At 71.2% G+C, this 16,050-nt stretch carries 19 protein-coding genes and 1 tRNA gene; 11 read left to right on the forward strand and 9 right to left on the reverse strand.

Annotated elements, in window-relative coordinates; all coding sequences use genetic code 11:
- Positions 1–48: 48 nt before the first annotated feature.
- Positions 49–525, reverse strand: coding sequence for an Rrf2 family transcriptional regulator (locus ACIBVQ_RS03915; RefSeq protein ID WP_362771639.1), 477 nt, complete (start codon positions 523–525; stop codon positions 49–51).
- A 107-nt stretch (positions 526–632) separates the two neighbouring features.
- Between ACIBVQ_RS03915 and ACIBVQ_RS03920 the strand changes: the two genes are divergently transcribed.
- Positions 633–709 (forward strand) — tRNA-Pro (locus ACIBVQ_RS03920).
- Between the two features lie 408 nt (positions 710–1,117).
- On the opposite strand, the gene ACIBVQ_RS03925 is transcribed toward ACIBVQ_RS03920, so the two are convergent.
- Positions 1,118–1,690 carry a TetR family transcriptional regulator gene (locus ACIBVQ_RS03925; RefSeq protein ID WP_399175413.1) on the reverse strand — a complete coding sequence of 191 codons (573 nt, stop codon included), beginning with the start codon at positions 1,688–1,690 and terminating at the stop codon, positions 1,118–1,120.
- Positions 1,691–1,786: 96 nt separating this feature from the next.
- Between ACIBVQ_RS03925 and ACIBVQ_RS03930 the strand changes: the two genes are divergently transcribed.
- The 4 genes from ACIBVQ_RS03930 (at position 1,787) to ACIBVQ_RS03945 (ending at position 4,184) form a co-directional block, all read left to right on the forward strand.
- Complete coding sequence (locus ACIBVQ_RS03930; protein ID WP_399175415.1) at positions 1,787–2,029, forward strand: hypothetical protein; 243 nt, start codon at positions 1,787–1,789, stop codon at positions 2,027–2,029.
- Positions 2,030–2,106: 77 nt separating this feature from the next.
- On the forward strand, positions 2,107–2,619 hold the full coding sequence (locus ACIBVQ_RS03935; protein WP_352009134.1) for a SigE family RNA polymerase sigma factor: 513 nt from the start codon (positions 2,107–2,109) through the stop codon (positions 2,617–2,619).
- Entirely contained in the window at positions 2,616–3,566 is a 951-nt protein-coding gene (gene mltG / locus ACIBVQ_RS03940) for an endolytic transglycosylase MltG (protein WP_399175417.1), read from the forward strand. Before ACIBVQ_RS03935 ends, mltG begins: the two co-directional genes overlap by 4 nt.
- A gap of 126 nt (positions 3,567–3,692) precedes the next feature.
- Positions 3,693–4,184 carry a hypothetical protein gene (locus ACIBVQ_RS03945; RefSeq protein WP_352009136.1) on the forward strand — a complete coding sequence of 164 codons (492 nt, stop codon included), beginning with the start codon at positions 3,693–3,695 and terminating at the stop codon, positions 4,182–4,184.
- 107 nt (positions 4,185–4,291) lie between these two features.
- On the opposite strand, the gene ACIBVQ_RS03950 is transcribed toward ACIBVQ_RS03945, so the two are convergent.
- From ACIBVQ_RS03950 to dhaK, 3 genes are read right to left on the reverse strand one after another with little or no spacing between them, the layout of a single operon-like run.
- On the reverse strand, positions 4,292–4,663 hold the full coding sequence (locus tag ACIBVQ_RS03950) for a PTS-dependent dihydroxyacetone kinase phosphotransferase subunit DhaM (protein WP_399175420.1): 372 nt from the start codon (positions 4,661–4,663) through the stop codon (positions 4,292–4,294).
- 7 nt (positions 4,664–4,670) lie between these two features.
- The gene (gene dhaL / locus ACIBVQ_RS03955) at positions 4,671–5,336 is read right to left on the reverse strand and encodes a dihydroxyacetone kinase subunit DhaL (protein ID WP_362916397.1); all 666 of its coding nucleotides are present in this window, start codon (positions 5,334–5,336) and stop codon (positions 4,671–4,673) included.
- A complete protein-coding gene (gene dhaK / locus ACIBVQ_RS03960) occupies positions 5,336–6,328 on the reverse strand; it encodes a dihydroxyacetone kinase subunit DhaK (protein ID WP_399175423.1) in 993 nt (330 codons plus the stop codon). The genes dhaL and dhaK overlap by 1 nt, the downstream gene beginning before the upstream one ends.
- Before the next feature lie 106 nt (positions 6,329–6,434).
- On the opposite strand from dhaK, the gene ACIBVQ_RS03965 reads away from it, so the two are divergent.
- From ACIBVQ_RS03965 to ACIBVQ_RS03980, 4 genes are all read left to right on the forward strand, one after another.
- Positions 6,435–7,187 (forward strand): lysophospholipid acyltransferase family protein, encoded by a 753-nt coding sequence (locus ACIBVQ_RS03965; RefSeq protein ID WP_362771649.1) that lies wholly within the window; start codon positions 6,435–6,437, stop codon positions 7,185–7,187.
- Positions 7,188–7,264: 77 nt separating this feature from the next.
- Positions 7,265–7,816, forward strand: coding sequence for a hypothetical protein (locus ACIBVQ_RS03970; protein ID WP_352009141.1), 552 nt, complete (start codon positions 7,265–7,267; stop codon positions 7,814–7,816).
- Between the two features lie 461 nt (positions 7,817–8,277).
- On the forward strand, positions 8,278–8,931 hold the full coding sequence (locus tag ACIBVQ_RS03975) for a class I SAM-dependent methyltransferase (RefSeq protein ID WP_352009142.1): 654 nt from the start codon (positions 8,278–8,280) through the stop codon (positions 8,929–8,931).
- Between the two features lie 100 nt (positions 8,932–9,031).
- Positions 9,032–9,835: a DUF1028 domain-containing protein gene (locus ACIBVQ_RS03980; protein ID WP_399175426.1), complete on the forward strand. Its 804-nt coding sequence runs from the start codon at positions 9,032–9,034 to the stop codon at positions 9,833–9,835.
- A 78-nt stretch (positions 9,836–9,913) separates the two neighbouring features.
- On the opposite strand, the gene ACIBVQ_RS03985 is transcribed toward ACIBVQ_RS03980, so the two are convergent.
- Genes ACIBVQ_RS03985 through ACIBVQ_RS04000 form a run of 4 tightly spaced genes read right to left on the reverse strand, consistent with a single transcriptional unit; the run spans position 9,914 to position 14,096 of the window.
- Positions 9,914–10,573, reverse strand: coding sequence for an isochorismatase family protein (locus ACIBVQ_RS03985; RefSeq protein WP_399175427.1), 660 nt, complete (start codon positions 10,571–10,573; stop codon positions 9,914–9,916).
- A 20-nt stretch (positions 10,574–10,593) separates the two neighbouring features.
- Entirely contained in the window at positions 10,594–12,165 is a 1,572-nt protein-coding gene (locus ACIBVQ_RS03990) for a (2,3-dihydroxybenzoyl)adenylate synthase (RefSeq protein ID WP_399175429.1), read from the reverse strand.
- An 11-nt stretch (positions 12,166–12,176) separates the two neighbouring features.
- A complete protein-coding gene (locus tag ACIBVQ_RS03995; protein WP_399175431.1) occupies positions 12,177–13,325 on the reverse strand; it encodes an isochorismate synthase in 1,149 nt (382 codons plus the stop codon).
- Positions 13,326–13,346: 21 nt separating this feature from the next.
- The gene (locus ACIBVQ_RS04000; protein ID WP_399175433.1) at positions 13,347–14,096 is read right to left on the reverse strand and encodes a 2,3-dihydro-2,3-dihydroxybenzoate dehydrogenase; all 750 of its coding nucleotides are present in this window, start codon (positions 14,094–14,096) and stop codon (positions 13,347–13,349) included.
- Positions 14,097–14,352: 256 nt separating this feature from the next.
- Between ACIBVQ_RS04000 and ACIBVQ_RS04005 the strand changes: the two genes are divergently transcribed.
- On the forward strand, positions 14,353–15,693 hold the full coding sequence (locus ACIBVQ_RS04005; protein ID WP_399175435.1) for a lysine N(6)-hydroxylase/L-ornithine N(5)-oxygenase family protein: 1,341 nt from the start codon (positions 14,353–14,355) through the stop codon (positions 15,691–15,693).
- Between the two features lie 45 nt (positions 15,694–15,738).
- Positions 15,739–15,981 (forward strand): phosphopantetheine-binding protein, encoded by a 243-nt coding sequence (locus ACIBVQ_RS04010; RefSeq protein WP_352009149.1) that lies wholly within the window; start codon positions 15,739–15,741, stop codon positions 15,979–15,981.
- Positions 15,982–16,050: the final 69 nt, after the last annotated feature.

A 16,050-nucleotide genomic window follows, 5' to 3' on the forward strand; every position in this document is an offset into this window, starting at 1 on the left:
GGCCGACCGGCCGGGCGCGATGGATCTCCTCGTGCCGGAGGACCGGGGTCAGGAAAGGGTCTGGCAGAACCGGCGCACCCGCGCCGGGGCCGCCGCGGGACTCACCGCGATGAGATCCGCCAGGGTCTGCGCGGCCAGTTCCCGCCGCCACGCGAGTTCCGCCCTGCGCATCGCCTGCGCGACCCCGCACGGACGGGCGAACTCGGAGCCCGCGGCCTCGGCTCCGGCGCCGCGCTGCCGGATCTCGGTGCAGCGGAACGCGTCCTGCCGTCCCTCGATCGCGGCCACCACGTCCATGAGGCTGATCTCCTCAGGTGTTCGCGCCAGCGAGTAGCCGCCGCGCGGCCCCGGCGAGGAGGACAGGATTCCCGCACGCACCAGTGGCTGGAGACGCTTCTTCAGGTACTCGGGCGGCAGCTCGAACACCTCGGCCAGCCGTCCCGTCGACACCGGCGCCTGATCTCCCAGCCACGCCAGGGCCAGACAGCAGTGCAGACCCCACTCGACGCCCTCACCCATCAACATAACCGGGATATTACACATCCCGGTTTTCCCGTCGACGTCGGCCACCGGCTCGCTCGTGTGCACACGCTGCTGATCTACGCTAAGGTTCACGGTGTCCGAAGGACAACCGGGACGTAGCGCAGCTTGGTAGCGCACTTGACTGGGGGTCAAGGGGTCGCAGGTTCAAATCCTGTCGTCCCGACCAGGGTTTCGCTGGTCAGCGAGGGTGTCTCTCACATGAGAGGCACCTTTTTCGCGTTCTGAGGCACCAACTGAGGCACCGGCGTCCCGCAAGAGGGCCGTACTCCCGCGCGCAGGGCGCGGCTCCCTGAGAGGGGTGCCGAAGAACGGCCTCCTCGTCGCGCGGCGGGCCACGCACGTCCCTGCCGTCCTCATCGGCTTCGAACCAGGGCCGCCCCTGCTTGAGCACCACGGGCGCCCCGCCGCGCCGGGTGCCCTCGGCGCGACGTCGAGATTCGGGATGTCCGGTGAATCGGCTCTCTGTGGGTGGCAGGCCTCTCGCCTGAGGAGACCGACGGGGCCGATCCACGGCGGGCCGCCAAGTGTGGCGAGACCCGCGAACGACTCGGAGATCGGGAGGACGACGTCCGCCTCAGCCGGCCAGCTTGGCGACCAGGCGGACGAGGGTGTCCCGGGCGGTCTCCGCGCCCTCCGCCATGATCATGCGGGCGAGCTGCGGGGTGGCGTACCACCATCCGGCCAGGGCGACCACGGCGTAGAGCAGTTCCCTGGCCGCGAGGTCCGGGTTCAGGGTGCCCGCCTTCTGGGCGGCGGTCAGCGTGGCCAGCTTCGCGGCGTAGTGGGCACCGCGCCGCTCCTCGGCCGCGATGGGCCCGTCGCCGCGGTGCAGGCCCTCCCAGTGCAGCAGGCGGATGAGCTGTGGATGCTCACGGTGGTAGTCGTAGACGCGCCCGGCGTACTCCGGCAGGTCGCCGGCCAGGTGCTCGTCCAGTGGCACGGCCTCGGCCAGCCGTTCCAGCGCCGAGGTCAGCACGGCGGCGAACAGCTGCTCCTTGTTGCCGAAGTACTGGTAGATGCGTTCCTTGTTGACGCCCGCGGCGGCGGCGACCCGATCCAGCCGGGCGGCCTCGGGGCCGTGCTGGGCGAACTCCTGTACGGCCGCGTCCAGCAGGAGCTGCCGTGTCCTCTCCGTGTTCCACGCCATGGCGGCCAGCATAGCCGAAATTCCAACTGGACAGTTGGAGTCTGTCGTGACAAAATCCAACCAGCGAGTTGGAAATGTGTAGCGAAAGGCACCGTCATGTCCGCTGTCCCCTCCGTGCACCACCGCGCCGTGATCACCTGGCTGTCGGTCTACGCGATGATCATGCTGGTCCAGGTCGTGATCGGGCCCGTCCTCGCGTCGCTGCCGCTGCCGTTGCGCACCCTGGCGCTCACCGCGATCGTGGTCCCCGCCGTGGTGTACGCCCTCGTCCCCAGCCTCCTGCGCGTCCACGCCCACCTTCGCCGGAGCCGCCGCCTGACCACCTCGGACGACGCCTAGACCGGGCGATCCGGTCCCACCGGCATAGATCGGCGCCCCGTCCGCGTCCTTGTCCGGTGACATCGAGAGGAGGACGGGTGGATCCAGGATTTGAGGCGGACCTCAGGGAGTTCGTCATCGATCGATCGGGGGCGCTGTTCCGCACCGCCTACCTGCTGACCGGCGACCGGCACGCCGCTGAGGACCTGGTGCAGTCGGCGCTGGCGAAAACGGCGGCGAAATGGCGGGGTCTGCGGGACACCGCGGCCATCGAGGGTTATGTCCGCCGCGTCATGTACCACGAGCAGGTGAGCCGGTGGCGGCGCCGTTCCCGCATCGCGGAGGTGCCCACCGGATGGCTGCCCGAACGGATCGGCGACGGGCACGCCGAGGCGGCGGATCTCCGCCTGGTGATGCGCGAGGCCCTCGCCCGGCTGACCCCCCGGCAGCGGACCATCCTCGTGCTGCGCTACTTCGAGGACCTGTCCGAGACCGAGATCGCACGACTGCTCGGCGTCAGGGTGGGGTCGGTGCGCAGCCAGATCCACCGGTCGCTGGAACGTCTGAGGGCGGCCGCGCCCGAACTGAGCACGGTGAGGGAGTTCGGATGAACATCGAGGATCTGCTGCGCGAGACCCTTTCCGACATGGCCCACGAGGAGCAGCCGCCCCCACCGGACCGGTTCGTCCAGGTCAGGCGGGGGCGCCCCCGCGGGCGCGGACTCGCCCTGGTCGCGGCGGCGGCCGTGACCGCGATGGCGGTGGGGTCCACGCTCGTGTCCCAGGGCCTGTCCTCATCCCGGGACGCCGCCGGGCAGGGTCCGGGCACGGCGTCTGTGGAGACCGGGCGGGGACGGATCACCCTGACCGTGCGGGAGGGGCTACGGCTCTCACAGGTCCTGGAGCGGCTGTCGGCCGCCACCGGAAGACCGCAGGCGGAGTTCTGGCGGGCCGCCAAGGACGGCGGGGCGCTCGGCCTGCCGTCCTACGCCAGGGGCGCGCTGGAGGGATTCGCCTTCCCCGGAACCTACGAGGTCCCGTCCACGTCGAGCCCCGGCGAGATCCTCGCCGCGATGGTGACGCGCTTCAACCGCGTGGCCGGGGACGGCGATCTGGTGGCCGGCGCCAGGCGCGCCGGCCGTACGCCGCTGGAGATCCTGATCATCGCCAGCATCGTCCAGGCCGAGTCGGCCGACAAACGCGACATGCCGAAGATCGCGCGGGTCGTCCACAACCGGCTGGACCACACGCCCGGACTGAGACTGCAACTGGACAGCACCGTCCTGTACGGCCTGGGCAAGTACGGCGCCAAGGCCTCGCAGGAGGATCTCAGGAGCCGCTCGCCGTACAACACCTACGCGCGCCGGGGCCTGCCGCCCGGGCCCATCTGCAACCCGGGCGCCGACGCCATCGCGGCCGCCCTGAAGCCGGCCGCCGGGCCCTGGCTCTACTTCGTGACGACCGACCCGAAGAGGGGTGTCACGAAGTTCGCCGCCTCCGAAGCCGAGTTCCTCGAACTGACCAAGGAGTACCGCGGGAACCTCGGGAAGGCCGGGTGAGTCACGAGCCGGGGAGCGCTCTCCCGGACGGCCCCGGGACGGGGCCCTCTCCCGCGGAAGGACACGGTATGGAACCGATGATGTCGTTCGTGTAATGAGGAGAGCGCTCCAAACGAAGAAAGGGGTATGTTCAAAACCCCCCAGAAGCGACGAACGGGCACGGCGGTTTCCGCCGGGTTGCTGATCTTCACCCTCGCGGGTTGCGCGAGCGCTCCGACCACCACCATGAACGCCACCCAGATGGTCGAGGCGCTGGCCAAACAGGGGCTGCCCGTGTCCCTCACGGTGACCTACACCGCCTCCAACGACCCGAACAAGTTGCTCGGGAAGCCGAACGGTTACACCTCCAAGGCCTCCTTCACCGACCAGCGGGTCGACGCCGCCAAGGTCCCCGGAGCCAAGCAGGGTGACGTGGGCCTCGGCGGCAGCGTCGAGGTCTTCGCCACGGCCGGAGACGCGGAGGTGCGCGCCAACCTCCTGAAGGAGAGCGCGCAGAAGGTCCCGACACTCGCCGAGTACAGCTACGTGAAGGGCCCGGTCGTGGTGCGGGTCTCGAAGGAGCTGATGCCGATGGACGCCCAGGAGTACGAAGGGGCACTCGGCAAGCTCGTCAAGTAGTCCGGCGGACCCGCGAGGCGCGTCCGGTGAGGTCCCGACCCCCCACCTGGGTCCTCACCGGACGGCCGGGCCCGACGCCTCGGCCGGTCGCCGCCCGGAGCCCGGCCTCAGAGCTTGCGGAAGGTCCTGGACTCCTCCGCCGAGGCCAGTACGGCCCGCAGGGACGCCCCCGTGCTCGCTGAGACGACCGCCGCGACGGCGCCCTCGACGAACGGCACGTCGGCGACCACGACCCCGGGGGCCTCGAAGAGGCGGGCCGTCAGGACCGAGCCGCCGAGGTCGGGGATCAGGATCACCCCGTCCCCCTGGTCGACCCGGGAGATCGCCGCGGCCACCAGGTCGGCGCTGTTGCCCAGGCCGCCGTCGGACGCGCCCCCCGCGGGAGCCAGGGGTACGGCGACGCCGCAGATCTGGGCGGCCAGCGCCGCGACCTCCGAGGCGAGCGGCCCGCTGTGGGAGATGAGGACGATGCCGACCATCGGCGCCCTACCCCTGCCCGGGATCGTTCACGGCCGAGAGCAGGGCGGCGAACACGAGCGCGCAGGAGGCGGCGCCGGGGTCCTCGTGACCCGCGCTGCGAGGGCCGAGATAGCTGGCCCTGCCCTTACGGGCCACCATCGGGATCGTGGCCTCCGCTCCCGCGAGGGCGGCCGAGGCCGCCGCCTCGAACGCCTCCCGCTCTCCGGCGACGGCTCGGGCGGCGGCGGGTGACGCGGTGGCCGACTCAAGCGCCCTGACGGCCGGGGCGAGCGCGTCCACCATGGTCTTGTCGCCCTCCGCCGCCGACCCCAGCCGCGTGACGCCGTCGAGGCCGGCCCTGAGCGCGCGGGCCAGTTCGGCGGGGGACACCTCGGGAGAGTCGCCGAGAGAGCCGAGGTGCCTGCCCGCCTCCCGGAACGCCGTGCCGTACAGGGGGCCGGAGGCGCCGCCGACCCTGCGGATCAGCGTGCCGCCCACCAGACGGAGCAGGGCGCCGGGGCTGACCGGTGGCTCCTCGGCCAGCGCCTGTACGGCGGCGCCGAAGCCCCGGTCGAGGTTGACGCCGTGGTCGGCGTCGCCGATCGCGGCGTCCAGTTCGGTGAGCCGTTCCCGGTTCGCGCGCACCGTCTCGGCGATCCCGGTGATCCACCGGGTGAGGAGGGCGGTGTCCATCAGCGGCCCCAGCGCAGGGCGGGGGTCTGGACCGGGGCGTCCCACAGGCGGGCGAGGTCCTCGCTCAGCAGACAGGCCGTGACGGAGAAGCCCCGCATGTCGAGGCTGGTGACGTAGTCGCCGACCAGGCTGCGCGCCACCCGCGCGCCCCTGCCGGACAACCGCTCGGCGATCTCGGCGAAGACGATGTGGAGTTCGATGAGCGGCGTGCCGCCCAGGCCGTTCACCATGACCAGGACGTCGCCGGAGAGCGGCATGTCCTCACTGACGGCGTCGAGCGCGACGGCGGCCAGTTCCCGGGCGTCGCGCATGGCGGCGCGTGACCGTCCGGGCTCGCCGTGGATGCCGACGCCCAGCTCGATCTCGGTCTCGCCCAGTTCGAAGGTCGGCCTGCCCGAGACGGGAGTCGTGCAGGCCTCCAGCGCGATGCCGAAGGAGCGGCTCCTGGCGTTGACCTCCCGGGCCACCCGCGCGACCTCGGCCAGCGGCGCGCCGCCCTCCGCGGCGGCTCCGGCGATCTTCTCCACGAAGACGGTCGCGCCGGTGCCCCTGCGGCCCGCGGTGTCCGGGGAGTCGCGCACGGCCACGTCGTCGTCGACGAGCACACGGGCGATCTCGACGCCCTCCTCGGCGCACAGGTCGGCGGCCAGTTCGAAGTTCAGGACGTCGCCGGTGTAGTTCTTCACGACGTGGAGCACGCCCGCGCCGCCGTTCGCGGCGGCGGTCGCGGTGACCATCTGGTCGGGCACCGGGGAGGTGAAGATCTCGCCGGGACAGGCCGCGTCGAGCATGCCGTACCCGACGAAGCCCGCGTGCAGCGGCTCGTGGCCGGAGCCGCCGCCGGAGACCAGCCCGACCTTGCCCGGGGTGGGACCGCAGGCACGGGAGACGATCCGGCCGCCGGGGTCGACCCTCAGGTCGGGGTGGGCGGCCGCCAGCCCGCGCAGCGCGTCCGTGACGACCGTTTCGGCGCTGTTGATGAGCTTCTTCACATTCCTTAGCTCTTCCCGCTCCCGTGTCGTGGCAAGCACGGCGGGGCGGAACTCTCGGCGGGGCGGGGGTACCGGGGGAGGGGGAGGACTGAGGTACGGTTCAGCCATGGCTGAGATCGTGTACCCCCCGGTCATCGCGCTGGCGAAGACCCTGTTCCGCGCGCTGGACCTCAAGATCCATGTCGAGGGCGCGGAGCGGATTCCGCGGACCGGCGGCGCGGTGCTCGCCAGCAACCACATCAGCTATCTGGACTTCATCTTCGCGGGCCTGGCGGCCCTGCCCGCCGAGCGTCTGGTCCGCTTCATGGCGAAGAAGGATGTCTTCGACCACCGGATCTCGGGTCCGCTGATGCGCGGCATGCACCACATCCCGGTGGACAGGGCCGCGGGTGCCGCCGCGTTCGGCGCGTCGCTGAAGGCGCTCAAGTCGGGTGAGGTCGTCGGGGTGTTCGCCGAGGCCACGATCAGCCGGTCCTTCACGGTCAAGGAGATCAAGAACGGCGCTGTCAGGATGGCCGTCGGCGCGAAGGTGCCGCTGATCCCGATGGCCCTGTGGGGCACCCAGCGGCTGTGGACCAAGGGGCGGCCCAGGAGGCTGCTGCAGCGGCACGTGCCGATCACGGTCCTGGTCGGCGAACCGCTGGAGCCCAAGCGCGGTGACGACTACGACGCGGTCACCGCCGAGTTGCGCAGGAGGATGGCCGAGCTGCTCGACCGGGCGCAGCGGACCTATCCGGAGATCCCGCCGGGCGCGTGGTGGCAGCCCAGCCACCTCGGTGGCGGCGCCCCGACTCCGGAGGAGGCCGCCAAGCTGGACGCCGCGGAGGCGCAGGCGAGACAGGGCGACGACCTGTCCTGAAGGCCCGCCCCGCGAGCCCGGGAGGTCCGCAAGCCGGTGTCAGGTGGGCCACAAGCGGTGTGGTCCACGCTGATCCCATGAATGACGTGTTCGACAACCTCGCCGAAGCCTTCCAGCCCGCCCCGTCGCCGGGGCCGGGGCGTACTCCCGGGCCGGTGGGGATGGCCGTGCTGATGATCCTCTGGGCGGCGCTCGGCCTGGCGCCCTTCGTCTTCGCGGTCGAGGATCTCAAGCTCGCCACGGGGAGGACCGGCTCCCCGGGAACCCTGACGGTCGTCTCGTGCGCGCCTCTGGGGCAGGGGCGTTACGACTGCCGGGGCAGCTTCGTCCTGGACCGTACCGGTGAGACGGTGCAGGTCGCCGCCTCGCCCGACTCGACGGTCGGCGACGTCAGGCGCGCCCGGCTCACCCCGGAGGGCGACCGCGCGGTCCCGGCCGGCACCTCGGGTGTGCTGGCCGCCCTCACCCTGCCCTTCCTCGGCGTCGGGGTGCTGGGCTTCCTGCCGTACGCGCTGCTGTACGTCCTGCGGGTACGGCGTGGCCGGCGCCCGGCCGTGGCCGTCGGATGTCTGCTCACGGCCGTCTCTCTGGCCGGTCTCGTCGTCGGCGTGGTCGCTGCCTATTCGTGATGCTTAGAGGTATTACGAGGGGCGTGATCCGTATGGCATTGGTCATGGTTTTTGGACCGTTCCTGGTTTCTCATTAAGAACCGGCCGAATAGTCGTAAATTTTGCGAATTGAGAGAGGGGGCGGCGCCTGGAAGGAAGTTTCTGTTCGGGATGGCAAGGAGGGAACGATTGGTATTTTTGGGCGAGATGTCCAGCAGGTAAATCCGGTCAAATGTGATATTTCGCTATATGCCTCATGAGTCGCGCGTGTCACCTGATCGCGCACTATAACGATGCACTAACGACGGATATCCCCGCTATGGAAAACTTCCTGAAGTTCATGAGAATCAAGGGGTATCTCCCTGCTGTCTCGCGAACGGGGAATCGGGGGCCGTCGGCTGACGACGGCGAGGCATCGCGAACGTTCAGGAAATCTGACCCTGCTGTCCGGTGTATTGCTCGACTCCGAGAATGGATGCCCGATGAGCCGTTTGACCGCCCTGCGTAGCAGGTTCGTGGACGCTCCTGACTCCCTGGGTGCCAAGGCCCGCGCGCGCCGCTGGCAGTGGCTGGCGCGGGTCTTCCCCGACGTGGGCGACATGACGGTCATCGACCTGGGCGGTACGGCCAGCGCCTGGCTCCGCTCGCCGGTCAAGCCCGCACGTGTGCACATCGTCAACCTCTCCACCCCGCCCGCCGAGCTGCCCCCGTGGGTGACCGTGGAGAACGGCGACGCCTGTGATCTGCGCGCCGCCACCCACGGCCGCTACGACCTGGTCTTCTCGAACGCGGTCATCGAGCACGTCGGCGGCCACGCCAGGCGGGAGAGCTTCGCCGAGGCCGTCTACGACCTGGCCGACCGGCACTGGGTGCAGACGCCCTACCGCTACTTCCCCGTCGAGCCGCACTACGTCTTCCCCGGGTTGCAGTTCATGCCGATGGCGGTGCGGGCGGCGACCGTGCGGCGCTGGCCCCTGGTGCACACCCGCCCGGCGGACCGGGCGAGCGCGGTGCGCTCGGTGGCCGAGATCGAACTGCTCAGCAAGACCGAGATGCGGCACTACTTCCCGGACTCGGAGCTCCACTACGAGTGGATGGCCGGTCTGGTGAAGGCCCTGATCGCGATCAAGCGTTGAGTTCGCGGATGGACCGTGCCAGGACGACGGACCTCCTGTGGAGACGGGGCCGTGCGGGGGTGATATGGACCTCGCCGTTTTGTCCGGGTACGGTCGGCGCGTGACGTTTTCGATCGTGGCAAGGGCCGGTGACGCCTACGGGGTCGCCGTGGCGAGCAAGTTCCTGGCGGCCGGGGCGATCGTGCCCGCCGCGGAGGCGGGCGCCGGAGCGCTGGCGACCCAGGCGTGGGCCAACGTCGCCTTCCGGCCGCAGGGGCTGGCGCTGCTGCGTACCGGGACGCGGGCCGAGGACGCGGTGGCCGGGCTGATCGCCTCCGACCCCGGGCGGGACCAGCGTCAGCTCGGCGTGGTCGGAGCCGACGGCGCGGGTGCCACCTTCACCGGGCAGGAGTGCCCCGCCTGGGCGGGCGGGGTCAGCGGTGACGGCTACGCCATCCAGGGCAACATCCTCACCGGCCCCGAGGTGGTCCGGGAGATGGAGGCGGCCTGGCTGGCCGCCGCGGAACTGCCCCTCGCCGAACGGCTGGTGGCCGCGCTGGCCGCGGGCGACGCCGCCGGCGGCGACAGCAGGGGCAGGCAGAGCGCGGCGGTCTACGTGGTCGAGGCGGGCGCGGGCTACGCGGGCGCGGGCGACGTCGCCTGTGACCTGCGCGTCGACGACCACCCCGACCCGGTGACCGAACTGCGCAGGCTGCTGGACGTCCACGAGCTGCTGTTCGGCAGGCCCGACCCGGAGAGCCTGCTGGATATCCGGGGAGAGCTGGCCGAGGAGATCGAGGCCCGCCTGAAGGAGCTGGGACACGACACACTCGACCAGTGGGCCGGGGTCGAGAACCTGGAGGGCAGGCTGGTCGAGGGCAGGATCGACCCGATCGTCCTGGCCCGCCTCAGGGGAGACGCCTGAGGCGGCCGGGCCCCTGCGAGGACGGGGTCACCAGGGCGTCCCCACGCCGGGACACCCTGGTGACGACGCCGTACGGGATCAGTGGGCCACCACGGTGGCCGCGGTGGTGAGCCGCTCGTTCAGACGCCGGGTGGTCAGGACCATCGCGCACCGCTCGGCGGCGTAGGTCAGGGCCATCGCGTGGTGCTCGGCGGAGAAGTCGGCGACGGCGTCGGCGACGAAGAAGACCTGCGTGTCGCTCATGAACGCGTCGCAGGCGGTCATCAGGCAGCCGATGTGGGCGTAGATCCCGGTGACGACCAGCTGGTCCCTGCCGGTCTCCGTCATCAGCTCGCGCAGGCGGGTGCGGTGGAAGGCGCTGTAGCGCCACTTCACGAGGTGGACGTCGTCGGGACCCGGGGCCAGGGCCGGGATGATCTCCTGGGCGCCGGGCTCGGGGCCGATCCCCGCCCCCCAGAAGTCCTGCAGCAGGCCGCGCTGCGTGCGGGTCTGCCCGCCGGGCTGGGCCGAGTAGACGACGGGGACACCGAGCCGCCCGGCGGTCTCGCGGAGCGCGGAGACGTTCGCCACCAGGTCGGACATCGGCGACGCCCCCTGGGTGAACGCGCTGACGAAGTAGTTCTGCATGTCGTGCACGAGCAGCAGCGCACGCCGTGGGTCCGGCGTCCACTCCACCCGGTTCTCGGGCAGCCCCTCCTCTCCCGGCATGGGATAGGGGGCGATGGCGGGAATGGCCACGTCGTTCCTTTCTTCGGTCGTCAACGGGTTCTGAGCCTGACCTTGCTGACCTTGCCGACGGCGGTCGTCGGCAGCGTCTCGGTGAACTCGATCCGATCGGGGATCTTGTAGTCGGCGAGACCCCGCTCCCGCAGGAAGGCCTTCAGCTCGGGCACGCCGACGGGGGATCGGGTCACGACGTGGGCGCAGGACCGTTCGCCGAGATAGGCGTCGGGGATCGCCACGACCGACACGTCGTGCACGGCCGGGTGGGCGAGCAGGTGGTTCTCGACCTCCTCGGCCGCGATCTTCTCGCCACCCCGGTTGATCTGGTCCTTCGCCCGTCCCTCGACGACGAGGTGGCCGGTCGGCGTCCGCCGTACGATGTCGCCGGTCCGGTAGAAGCCGTCGGGGGTGAAGGCGGTCGCGTTGTGCTCCTCGGCGCGGTAGTAGCCGCGGATCGTGTACGGCCCGCGGGTGAGCAGGTGACCGGTCTCCCCGGGGGCGACCGGGGAGCCGGAGTCGTCAACGATCAGGATCTCGTCGTCGGGTGAGATCGGCCTGCCCTGCGTGGTGACGACGATCTCCTCGGGGTCGTCGAAGCGGGTGTAGTTGACCAGTCCCTCGGCCATCCCGAAGACCTGCTGCAGGGCGCAGCCGAGGGCGGGGCTCACCCTGCGCGCCGCCTCCTCGCTCAGCTTCGCCCCGCCGACCTGCAGCACGCGCAGGCTCGACAGGTCGTGCTCGGCGCGTCGGGCGGCCTCGACCCACAGCAGCGCCAGCGGCGGCACCAGCCCGGTGATCGTCACACCCTCCGCCTCGATCAGCGGGAAGCAGGTGTCCGGCCCAGGGTGGGGGGCCAGCACCGCGCGCCCCCCGGCGTACAGGGCGCCGAAGACCCCGGGGGAGCTCATCGGGAAGTTGTGCCCGGCGGGCAGCGCGCACAGGTAGACGCTCGCCTCGTCGAGCCCGCAGATCTCGGCGCTGGCGCGGAAGCTGTAGATGTAGTCGTCGTGGGTGCGGGGAATGAGCTTGGGCAGCCCGGTGCTGCCGCCGGACAGCTGCAGGAAGGCCACGTCGGAGGGGACCGGGCCGGGGATGTCCGTGGGGCCCGCGCCGTCCGCGCGCAGGGAGTCCAGGGCGACGTGCCCACCGGGGTCGCCGTCCACGATCACGTGCGGCACCTTCAGCCCCTCGGCGAGCCGCCGGTGGTCGAAGCCGTCGTGGACGTCGGGGATGACGTACGCCGCGGCCTCGGTGAACTCGCAGAAGTAGGAGATCTCCGAGGAGCGGTGGGCCGGGAGCGCGAACACCGGCAGCGCCCCGATCCGGAACAGCGCGAAGCAGACCTCGTAGAAGGAGATCCGGTTGGGGAGCTGGACGACGACCCGGTCACCGGGGCCGATCCCGAGCCCGAGCATGCCGGTCGCCAGCCCGTCGGCGCGTTCGTCCAGCTCGCGGTAGGTCACCCGCTCGCCGCCGCCGACCAGGGCGACGCGGTCGCCGTGCGCCGCGGCCCGTTCGCGGAGCAGACCGCCGAATGTCTCGCCGCGCCAGTATCCGGCGGCGCGGTACCGCTCGGCGAACTCCGGCGGGTACGGCACAACGCTCATCGTGGTTCCCGTCAATCGTGGGTTGAGGCCTGCGCGCCGAGACCGAGGGCGTGCAGGAGGGTGCGGAACTTCGCGGAGGTCTCGTCGAGTTCGGCCTCGGGGACCGAGCCCGCGACGATGCCGCCGCCCGCGAACAGGCGGACCCCGGTCCGCGACACCTCGGCGCAGCGGATGGTGACGGCCCACTCGCCGTCGCCCGAGGCGTCGCACCAGCCGACCATGCCGGTGTAGAAGCCGCGGTCGAACGGCTCGATGTCGGCGATGGCGGCACGGGCCGCCCCGGTGGGCGTGCCGCAGACGGCCGGGGTCGGGTGCAGCGCGACGGCCAGGTCGAGTGAGGTCGTCGCCGGGTAGGTCAGGCGGCCGGTGACCCTGGTCGACAGGTGCCACATGGTGGCCGTGCAGACGAGTGAGGGCTCGGCGGGCACGCTGAGCGCGCGGCAGTGCGGGGCGAGCGCGTCGGCGACCGCCTCGACGACGACGGCGTGCTCCCGCTGGTCCTTGGCGGAGCAGAGCAGGGCCGCCGCGCGGCGGCGGTCCTCCTGCGGGTCGGCGCTGCGCGGCGCCGACCCCGCCAGGGGGTTGGCCACCACGGCCGGTCCGGTACGGGAGACCAGCAGCTCGGGACTCGCGCCGACCAGGGTCCTGTCACCGGGCAGCGGCACCGCGAAGATGTGGCCGTGCGGGTCGCGGCCCGCCAGGCGGCGCACCATCGTCACGACGTCCACCGGTTCGGGTCGGGTCAGCTCCAGAGACCGGGCCAGGACGATCTTGTCCAGGGTGCCCCGTTCCAGCAGGTCCAGGGCGCGCCGTACCCCCTTGCGGTGGTCGGCCGGGCTGGGGACCGCGACGATCCGCCACGGCTGCCCCGGTTCGGCCTCCGGCGGGTCGCAGGGGACGAAGGGGTCGGCCCACCGGGCCCGCTCCGGCGCGACGAGGTGCGCCGCACCCGGTTCGTCGAACGGGATGGCGCCCATGACGAGACCCGCCCGCTCCCGCACGTGGCCCGCCAGCTCGCGCAGCGTCGCCGCGGGGGGCACCACGTCGGCGCACCCCTGGCCCAGCAGCGTGTGCTGGGGGGAGGAGAAGAGGGAGGAGAGCCCGGGACGGTACCCGTGCAGCAGCTCGGAGGCGGTGACCGCCTCGTATGCGATGCTCAAAACTAGCCTTTCCTACAGAAGTCAGGCTCGCAGCGTGGCGCCGCCGTCCACGTACAGGTCCTGCATGGTGATGTGCCGCGCACGGTCGGAGGCGAGGAAGGTCACGGCGTCCGCGATGTCGGCGGGCTCGGCGACGCGGCCGAGCGGGATGCCGACCCTGAAGGTCGCGGGATCGCCCTCAAGCACGGAGCGCCGGTCGAGCCCGGCCTGCATCACGGTCTCCGTGGAACCGGGGGAGACCACGTTGCAGCGGATGCCGTGCTCGGCGAGTTCGAGCCCGAGGCAGCGGGTGAACATGGCGGAGGCGGCCTTGGAGGCGGCGTAGGCCGCCATCCCCATCCGGGGCACGCCGCCCGCGTTCGACGCCACGGTGATGATCGTCCCGGAACGGCGGGGAACCATCCTGCGCGCGACGGCCCTTGAGACGTGGAAGACGCCCGAGGCGTTCACCGCGAACACCCGGTTCCAGTCGTCCTCGCCGAAGTCCGTCACCGCGCCGGTGCGCAGGATGCCCGCCACGTTGACCAGGACGCCGATCGGGCCGAGGAGATCCTCGACCTCCGCGACGACCGTCTCCATCCGTGCGGGGTCGGTGACGTCGGCGACCAGCCGGGTCACCTTCTCGTCCCGGTCCTCCCAGGGTTCGGGAAGGAGGTCGACCCCGGCGACGGCGGCCCCCGCGCGGGCGAGCGCGGTCGTCACGGCCGCTCCGATACCTCGTGCGGCACCCGTCACGAGTGCCACGGCACCCGAGAGGCCGGGCTCGTTCATCGCTCTGCCCTCACTGGTCAACTTAGGTAAGCCTAAACTTAGGTAAGCCTAACTTTACCTTCCACGTCTCAACAAGATCTGTCAAGAGATCGGCTGATGTGATCTGGTTCACACTGGATTGCCCCTTGACGTCCGTCTTGACGGGATAGATCTTAGGTAAGACTTACCTAAGTGCTTTAGGTGAATTTTGGGCCCTTCCATTACGCATGCCCTTTTTCTGAGGGGGGCTCAGCCATGCCCAGACACGAGGAGCGGAATGTCGGAACCCCCCGCGGAGAGATCACGGTCTCGGCGGCCACTCGACCTGGTCGGCGTCGGATTCGGTCCGGCCAACCTCGCCCTGGCCGTGGCGTTGAGAGAGCACGGCACGACGGGAACGGCTCTGGAGGCGGCGTTCTTCGAGCGCCGTGAGCGATTCGGCTGGCACCCGGGAATGCTCATCGAAGGGGCGACGCTGCAGGTCTCCTTCCTCAAGGACCTCGCGACCCTCCGCAACCCCGCCAGCGAGTACGGCTTCCTGTTCTACCTGCACGCCAAGGGCAGGCTCGCCGACTTCGTCAACCACAAGACGCTGTTCCCGACCCGCGTCGAGTTCAACGACTACCTGGAGTGGGTCGCCGCGCTGTTCGCCCACCAGGTCACCTACGGCACCACGGTGCGCGGCGCCCGGCCCGTGTGGGACGCCCACGGCGACGCCGGGCGGATCGAGGTCCTCGGCGACGACGGCCAGGTCCTCGGCCGCACCCGCAACCTGGTGCTCGCCCCCGGCCTGCGGCCCCGGCTGCCCAAGGGCGTTCGCCTGTCCGAGCGCGTCTGGCACAACGCCGACCTGCTGACCCGGCTGGCCGGGCTGCCCCCGCTCACCCGGCGGCGCTTCGCCGTCGTCGGCGCGGGACAGAGCGCCGCGGAGGTCACCGACCACCTGCACCGGACCTACCCGGAGGCCGAGGTCTGCTCGATCTTCACCCGGTACGGCTACAGCCCCGCGGACGACAGCCCGTTCGCCAACCGGATCTTCGACGCCGAGGCCGTGGACGAGTTCCACGCCGCCCCCGAGGACGTCCGGCGATCCCTGCTGGACTACCACGCCAACACCAACTACTCGGTCGTCGACCTCGAACTCATCGAGGAGCTCTACCGGCGCGCCTACCAGGAGAAGGTCGTCGGCCGGGAACGGCTGCGCATCCTCAACGTCTCCCGCGTCGCGGGCCTGGACGAGGTCACCGACGGCGTGCGTGTGCACGTCGACCACCTGGCGACCGGCACGAGCACCGTCCTCGACTGCGACGCCGTGGTCTTCGCCACCGGCTACCGCCCCGTCGACCCGGCCGAACTGCTCGGTGACCTGGCCGGGCACTGCCGCCTCGACGACGAGGGACGGCTGCTGGTCGGCGCCGACTACCGCGTGCTCACCGAGCCGTCCGTCAAGGCCGGGATCTACCTGCAGGGCGGCACCGAGTACGCCCACGGCCTGTCGTCCTCCCTGCTGTCCAACGTGGCCGTCAGGGCGGGGGACATCGTCCGCTCGATCGCGGGCGGCCCCCGCGCGAGCGGCCTGCCCGGCGTGGACTCCGCGTCCGTGGCCGCCCTCGGCTAGACAGCCCGCCCCCCGACCACCCGACGAGAAAGCAACGGTCACCCCATGTCGCTGAGCCACGAGCGCGTCCGGGAGGACGTCGCCGACGTCCTGTCCGAGCAGCCGGCCGAGATCTCCGACGACGAGAACCTCCTCGACCGCGGACTCGACTCGATCCGCGTGATGAGCCTCGTCGAACGCTGGCGCGCGGCGGGCGTCAGCACCACCTTCATCGAACTGGCCGAGCAGCCGACCGTCGCCGCCTGGTGGCGGCTCATCAGCGACCGCATGGAGGACGGCGGCCGGTGAGCCGGGCCGACGGCGCCTGAACCACGTTCGGCGGGCCGGGCCGCAGGCGCCCGGGATCCGCCATGGAAG

The sequence above is a fragment of the Streptosporangium sp. NPDC049376 genome (assembly GCF_044466505.1).
In the GTDB taxonomy this organism is placed as follows: domain Bacteria; phylum Actinomycetota; class Actinomycetes; order Streptosporangiales; family Streptosporangiaceae; genus Streptosporangium.